This window comes from Streptomyces sp. NPDC034037, assembly GCF_055575715.1.
Window position 1 is genome coordinate 1 of record NZ_JBVISC010000018.1, and the last position, 6,101, is coordinate 6,101.

4 protein-coding genes and 1 pseudogene are annotated in these 6,101 nt (G+C 67.4%); 2 read left to right on the plus strand and 3 right to left on the minus strand.

Features of this window, described 5'->3' with window-relative positions; all coding sequences use genetic code 11:
- Positions 1 to 722: 722 nt before the first annotated feature.
- From ACZ516_RS33790 to ACZ516_RS33800, 3 genes are all read right to left on the minus strand, one after another.
- Positions 723 to 1,079 carry a peptidase inhibitor family I36 protein gene (locus ACZ516_RS33790; RefSeq protein WP_469013607.1) on the minus strand — a complete coding sequence of 119 codons (357 nt, stop codon included), beginning with the start codon at positions 1,077 to 1,079 and terminating at the stop codon, positions 723 to 725.
- 286 nt (positions 1,080 to 1,365) lie between these two features.
- Positions 1,366 to 1,995 (minus strand): hypothetical protein, encoded by a 630-nt coding sequence (locus ACZ516_RS33795; RefSeq protein WP_469013608.1) that lies wholly within the window; start codon positions 1,993 to 1,995, stop codon positions 1,366 to 1,368.
- A 195-nt stretch (positions 1,996 to 2,190) separates the two neighbouring features.
- Positions 2,191 to 2,862, minus strand: coding sequence for a hypothetical protein (locus tag ACZ516_RS33800; RefSeq protein ID WP_469013610.1), 672 nt, complete (start codon positions 2,860 to 2,862; stop codon positions 2,191 to 2,193).
- 938 nt (positions 2,863 to 3,800) lie between these two features.
- On the opposite strand from ACZ516_RS33800, the gene ACZ516_RS33805 reads away from it, so the two are divergent.
- Both ACZ516_RS33805 and ACZ516_RS33810 read left to right on the plus strand, forming a co-directional pair.
- A complete protein-coding gene (locus tag ACZ516_RS33805) occupies positions 3,801 to 4,727 on the plus strand; it encodes a hypothetical protein (RefSeq protein WP_469013612.1) in 927 nt (308 codons plus the stop codon).
- 1,125 nt (positions 4,728 to 5,852) lie between these two features.
- Positions 5,853 to 5,978: pseudogene (locus tag ACZ516_RS33810) on the plus strand (IS5 family transposase); the annotation flags it as partial.
- Positions 5,979 to 6,101: the final 123 nt, after the last annotated feature.

The window sequence follows — 6,101 nt, forward strand, 5'->3', positions numbered from 1 at the left end:
CTGTTCGAACCCGTCACCCACGATGTCTGCCAACGATGGCTACGCATCCTGCGGACATCGATGGCCTCCGATGCAGCCGAACGTTAAACGACAAGCTGAGCAACAGCACGATGGCTGCGATGGCACCGGCCAGGTGGTGTCTGTCGTCATCACCGCTCTGCACCGGATAGGGGTCGCGGCTGGTTCCGCGGCGGGCCTGACTGCCCTGACCGCACAAGCCCGCTGTGCGGTCGGCCATCGCCAGGCCGCACAGCGGGACCGAACCCAAAGTCCCCCCACGGGCAGGACGGAGGGACCCGTCCGACGGTGATGGCCCACCGCAGGCCCTACACGGGCCGCATGAGACGCAGCCGAGAAGAGACCGCACCCCAAGATCTGCCGGGTGACCTGTGGCTCGCCCTGTCCGAACTCCAGCACACCATCCCGCCCCGGTGGGCTGCGTCGGGCCGCTCGCCCGTCCGGTCGCAGTGCTTGTTGTTCGCCGCGGCCGCCGACACCGTCCTCGCGGCCCGCGTGCAGCTGTCCGGCGTGCAGATGATGCACGAACTGAACGAGACGCTCCGCTCGATCACCGGGGGCATATATGCCCACTTCACCGGGGCCGGCGTCGCGCTGGAGGTCGCGCTCGGCAGACGGCAGGAGCTCCTGATCCACGAGGCCCGCAATGCGTCCGGCCTGGAAGTCAGACCGGGCCAGCGCACCCCGGGAAATGGTTTACGCCGTCAGCAGCCCCCCGGGCCCACCCCGTCGATCCGGCCGCCGAAGTCGCCGAGGTACCGGGAGCGCCAGTCCCCGTTGAAGACGTCTCGTTTCTGCACCGGGCTCCAGTTGATGAAACAGGCACGGGTGGACGAGACGAAGGAGCCCACGTGGTCGTGAAGGGAGGGCGGCATGTCGCGGTAGCCGCTGTTGGCCGTCCACTCCCAGTAAGAGCCGCCGAAGCCCTCGCCGCTCCAGAAGCAGACGGAGCCGACGGGGCAGGAGGGCTGGGTGGCCTTGGCGGTCGCGGTGTGGGTGGGCAGAAGTACGGCGGTCAGGGCGAGGGTGGCGGCCAGCGTCCAGGAGCGGAGCTGCTTCATAGGGCTCTCCAGGAAGAGGGAGACAGACGGGTTGGCCGGCAGGCGGTGCGCCGGGCATCGTCATGATGAGCGCAGGCCGGCCTGACACGCCCGAGAATCGCCTCCCCTTCCCCAACGTGAGGGAAAAAGTGCGCTAATGCCGCATCAGGCAACGTTTTCGTCATCGTCGATCTCACGGACCTGCACTCGTATCACCGCCCCGGATAGGGTGACCGGCACGTGCCGCCCGGCACAGTCCCGGGCGGCACGACACATCGCAGCGGGGCAGACGCTGACTGGTACAGCGTCAGAACGAGGTGCTGTTGGGTGTGCTGCATTGGCCGACTTGGCCGGTGGGCGTGTACGGGCGTCCGTCCAGGGTGGTGTCCGAGTGGCAGAGGATGGTGCCGGTGTTGCAGTCGATGACGAAGGTGCGCAGGAACTGCACCGTGCATCCGTCGAGTTGTGCGGTGATGGAGAACTGGTCGGCGGTCCACGACTTGCTGGTGAGGTGGAACGTCTCCAGGTACAGGGCCACGTAGAGGTTGCCGCTTGCGAGGTCTGCGGCTTTGATGGGGGCGGAGACGGTCAGTGTCTCGACGTGGCCGACGGGGGCGGACCGCGTCGCTTGGTCTTCGGCGATCTGTGTGGTGCCGCGATAGAGCATCAGCGAACCGTCTTGCCATTGGCCCGCACCCGGCCCGTGCAGCCTGACGCGTGTGGAGACGGTGAGTGTTCCGGCGGCTTCTGCGCAGCCGGGTGGCGGGGTGGCGGTGATGCGGCCGACGGCGGTCCGGTAGACCTGGGTGCCGTTGCCGGCGGAGGCGTCCGGGTCGGAGGGGTAGGTGAGGGTGCCGCCGGACCACAGGGCGGCATGCGAGCCCGCCAGGTCCGGGAAGGCCGGCCCGAGGCCGATCGATGCGGCAGTGGCGTCCACGACCGTGAGCGTGACCGGGGTCGCGGTGGCGGTGTCGCACAGCAGCAGCGTCGAGGTGCTGCGGCACGGGGGCGGGCACGAAGGCGCGCACGGCGTCCGGCCGCCGTACGGTGCGCAGGGAACAGGGGTGTTACACATGTACGCCTCCCGGCGTCGCTGGCAGCGGGGTGACCCGGCCGCACTCCTGATTCGGCACTAGTTCGAGGTGCTGTTGGGTGTGCTGCATTGGCCGACTTGGCCGGTGGGCGTGTACGGGCGTCCGTCCAGGGTGGTGTCCGAGTGGCAGAGGATGGTGCCGGTGTTGCAGTCGATGACGAAGGTGCGCAGGAACTGCACGGCGCATCCGGTGAGTTGTGCGGTGATGGAGAACTGGTCGGCGGTCCATGACTTGCTGGTGACGTGGAACGTCTCCAGGGCCAGGGCCACGTAGAGGTCGCCGCCGGTGAGGTCTGCGGCTGTGACGGGGGCGGAGACGGTCAGTGTCTCCACGTGGCCGACGGGGGCGTTCCGCGTCACGTTGTCCGTGGCGAGGTGTGTGGTGTCGCGATACAGCGACAGCCAGCCGTCTTGGATTACGCCCGAACCTGGTCCGTTCAGGGTGACGCGTGTGGAGACGGAGAGGGTTCCCCTGGCTCCTTCGCAGTTGGACGGGGTGGCGGTGATGCGGCCGACGGCAGTGCGGTAGACCTGGCCGTTGTCACCGGCGGAGGCGTTCGGGTCGGCGGGGTAGGTGAGGGTGCCGCCGGACCACAGGGCGGCATGCGAACCCGGCAGGTCCGGGTTGGCTCGCCCGAGGCCGATCGTGGTGACGGAGTCGTCAACGACCGTGAGCCTGACCGGGGTTGGGGTGGTACTGGTGTCGCACAACACCAGCATCGAGGTGCTGCGGCACGGTGGCGGGCACGAAGGGGCGCACGGCGTCCGGCCGCCGTACGGTGCGCAGGGAACAGGGGTGTTACACATGTGGGCCTCCGGGTTTGTGGGGCGGCGGGGGTGACCCGGCCTCTTTCGGTGTGGTGGTGGGCGGACTTCAGTTCCGCTGCGACTGCCCGAGATGTGCTTGTGCCGGGACCGTGCCGCAGCAACCGTGACGGTCTAGCGCCCCGGCTCGCCCGGGATGACCGTTTGCTTTCTCGCCGGTGACTCGACCGCTGGGGCGCAAACCGCCCCGCCGAGGGATTACCCGGTTGGCATAATCAATAGTGAAAATTGACCCCGATAGGGTTAAAAGTGCGATTTTCACATAAACCCGCGACGTGTCAGCGCGCTATCCCGGCGACCCTCGTTCGTTCCGTGTGTTCGCAGGCCAGCGGTGTGAGGACTTGGGTTACGCGGCTGATACGGCGCGAAGCCGGACAATCGATCGTTTCAGAACGAGTTGAGCTGCGGGTCTCGCGCTCGCCAGCGATCCAGGTCGGCAGCGCGCCCGGGTGCGTGCTGATCTTGTTACTGACGACCTGTGAGGCTGAACTGGCCAGACGACGGTGCGGGCAGCCGCGCACAAAGCTCCGAACGGCCAGGTCGAAACGATTCTCCTGGTACATCACAATTCGTATGTAGATCCGACTTACCACCCTATCGAGTTAGTTTCCCACTATTCGTTAACCCGTTTGGGCAATTAACCGGCGTGGCGAATTGCGCCCCAGCGGTCAACCCCTCACGAGGCTCGGTAGAAGGTCACCTCGGCCGGGCTGGAACGCTGGTCCGCCACGGCCGCCGGAGCAGGGTCCCAGCACCGCAGAACTCGGGCAGCCGTAGCGGAACTGAAGTCCGCCGACAACCACGACAATCAGGAGTGATGTGTCATGCCCCGATTCGAAAACAGCGACTGTATCGCGCTGGTCGGAGAGGCAACCCCGCCGAAGCCGCTGAAGGCCGAACTGATCATCGACCCGGACGACTGCAACGCGGCGACGTGCACCCAGCAGGGCCTGCGTGTCCCGAAGACCCACGTCACCGGAACCCCCGGCACGAGCCCCAACGCCCACGAGACGATCGGCGTCGTCGTGACGCCCCCGGCCGCCGACGACTGCCCGCAGACCTACACGGTCAGCGCGCACGCCATTCTCGACCCGGACGAGTGCAACGCGCTGACCTCCACCGAACAGGGCCTGCGTGTCACGGAGACCCATGTCACCGGAACCTCCGGCCCCGCGCCGGGCCGCATCGCCAACGCCTGGCAGTCGATCGACGTCGTCGTGGCACCCCCGGGCGCGGCTGACTGCCCGCGCACGTACGCCGTCCGGGCATACCTGACCCCCCAGCGCGGTGAGGCCGGCCCGGTCGGCTCCGTGGACCTCAGGCCGACCCGCACCAGCAACACGTGGGCGAACACAGCACTGCAGGTCACGCTTCCCGCGCCCGGCGTGTACCTGGTGAGCGGCGACGTCAACACGAGCATCTGCGCAACCCTCGAGTACGGGAGTGCCACGAACTTGTGGACCGAGGTCCGCCTGGTCGACGTGGACTCCGGGGCCGTCGAACTCCAACCCCGTGGATCGGCCCAGCACCAGTTCACGTCGGCCGACCGGCTCCAGCACTGCACGCACGGCCCGACCTCCTTGTCCGGACTCGTCACCGTGTCCCCGGCGCAAGGGTCGAAGACGGTCCGCGTACAAGCGATCCTGAGCGGTGGCGGCCCTGGTGACGGCCTCGCCAACGGGGCCACACTCCAAAAGTCGACCTTCCACGGACCGCGTTCGTACCTGACGTACGTGAAGATCGCAGACTAGCCCCGCCTTTCACGTCAGGCGGGGCCACGACTGAAGGCGATGGTTGCGCAGGACCAGGCGACCGCTGCGGCACAGGGCTGGCCGGCGACCACTGCCGGTCGCCGGCCAGCCCTCCCTCACAACTTCAGCCCGAGCGCTTTCTCTGCCGCAGCACGGAGCAGGGTGGTGGGGAAGATTCCGAGGATCACGGCGAGCACGATCACGGCCAGGGCTATGGCGATGAACGAGCCGGCCTTGTTGCCGAAGCCTCTGATGGCCTCTTCACCGGCGATCTTGATGCTTTCCAGGCCAGGGCACGCAGACGTGCGCCGATGCTGCGGAGACGACGAGCAAGACGGCTTGAGCGGTTGGAGACAGGGGTGGGCTAGGGCGCGTCCGTAGGGGACATGAGCGGGGTCCTTTGCGCAGGAACAAGCGGAGAGGAGGCGGACAGCTCCAGGGCTGTCGTCCGCATGGGGTCGTCACCGTGCAGTCGGCTGTCTTCCAAGCTCCCTGCGTGAGAGCGTCCCTGATCGGCACTGAGCCCTGCCCAGGGGGGCCCTTCGTGGCTACCGGCGATCGGCCGATTCATTGCCCCCGGGGCCTGCTGACGGTTCATGAGATCGCTTCGCCACCCTGATCAACCAATGTGTGGCGGCACTGTAGACGAAGGCGACCGTTAACGTCCTGCGCTCCCGGGGACCCTCCCCTTCACCCCCTCCGTCGACCTGCGGCGCGAAGCGTCGGAACCGCGGCCGCTCGACCAAGCTGAGGCACAGGCCGCGCTCGCCCTCCAAGCTGCCGGCCTGAGCGAGGCAGTCACGCAGTTGGTGCGCCGCCCGAACCAGTCGTGGATCCTGATCGGGTCCACTGAACAACGTCTTGTGGAGACGCTTGGGAAGGGGACGACCGCTGAGAGGTCGTTTTCATCAGTGATGTTCTAGTTTTGCCAGGTTTGCTGACTCTCGAAGTGCGGTGCTGGTGTGGCATCTGATGCGGTCGATCTCCAGGGGCCGGATGGTGTGACGCCGGGTGCGGGGGACGGCTTGCGCCTGTCTCATCCCAGGACGCCCGCTCCGCAGTCGTGCTTCCACGGGTACGGACGCACGCCTGGGCGCGCGTCCGCACGAGCGGTACGTCCAGGTAATGAGCGCACGACGCCCGTATCCGAGTGATCTGTCCGATGCCCGCTGGGAGTTGATCGAGCCGGTCCTCGCGGCCTGGCGCTTCGAGCGCCGGGGCCGGGCCCTGGACTTCGGTCGGCCTCCCAAACCGACCTGCACGAGAGCATGAACGCGATATAGGGGCGGTACACCCCGCCCTGTGCCGCTGTCTGGGGAACGGTACGTTCCAGATCTGGTGCTTGCCGCACGTTTTCTTCCCGCCGGCCCGGCC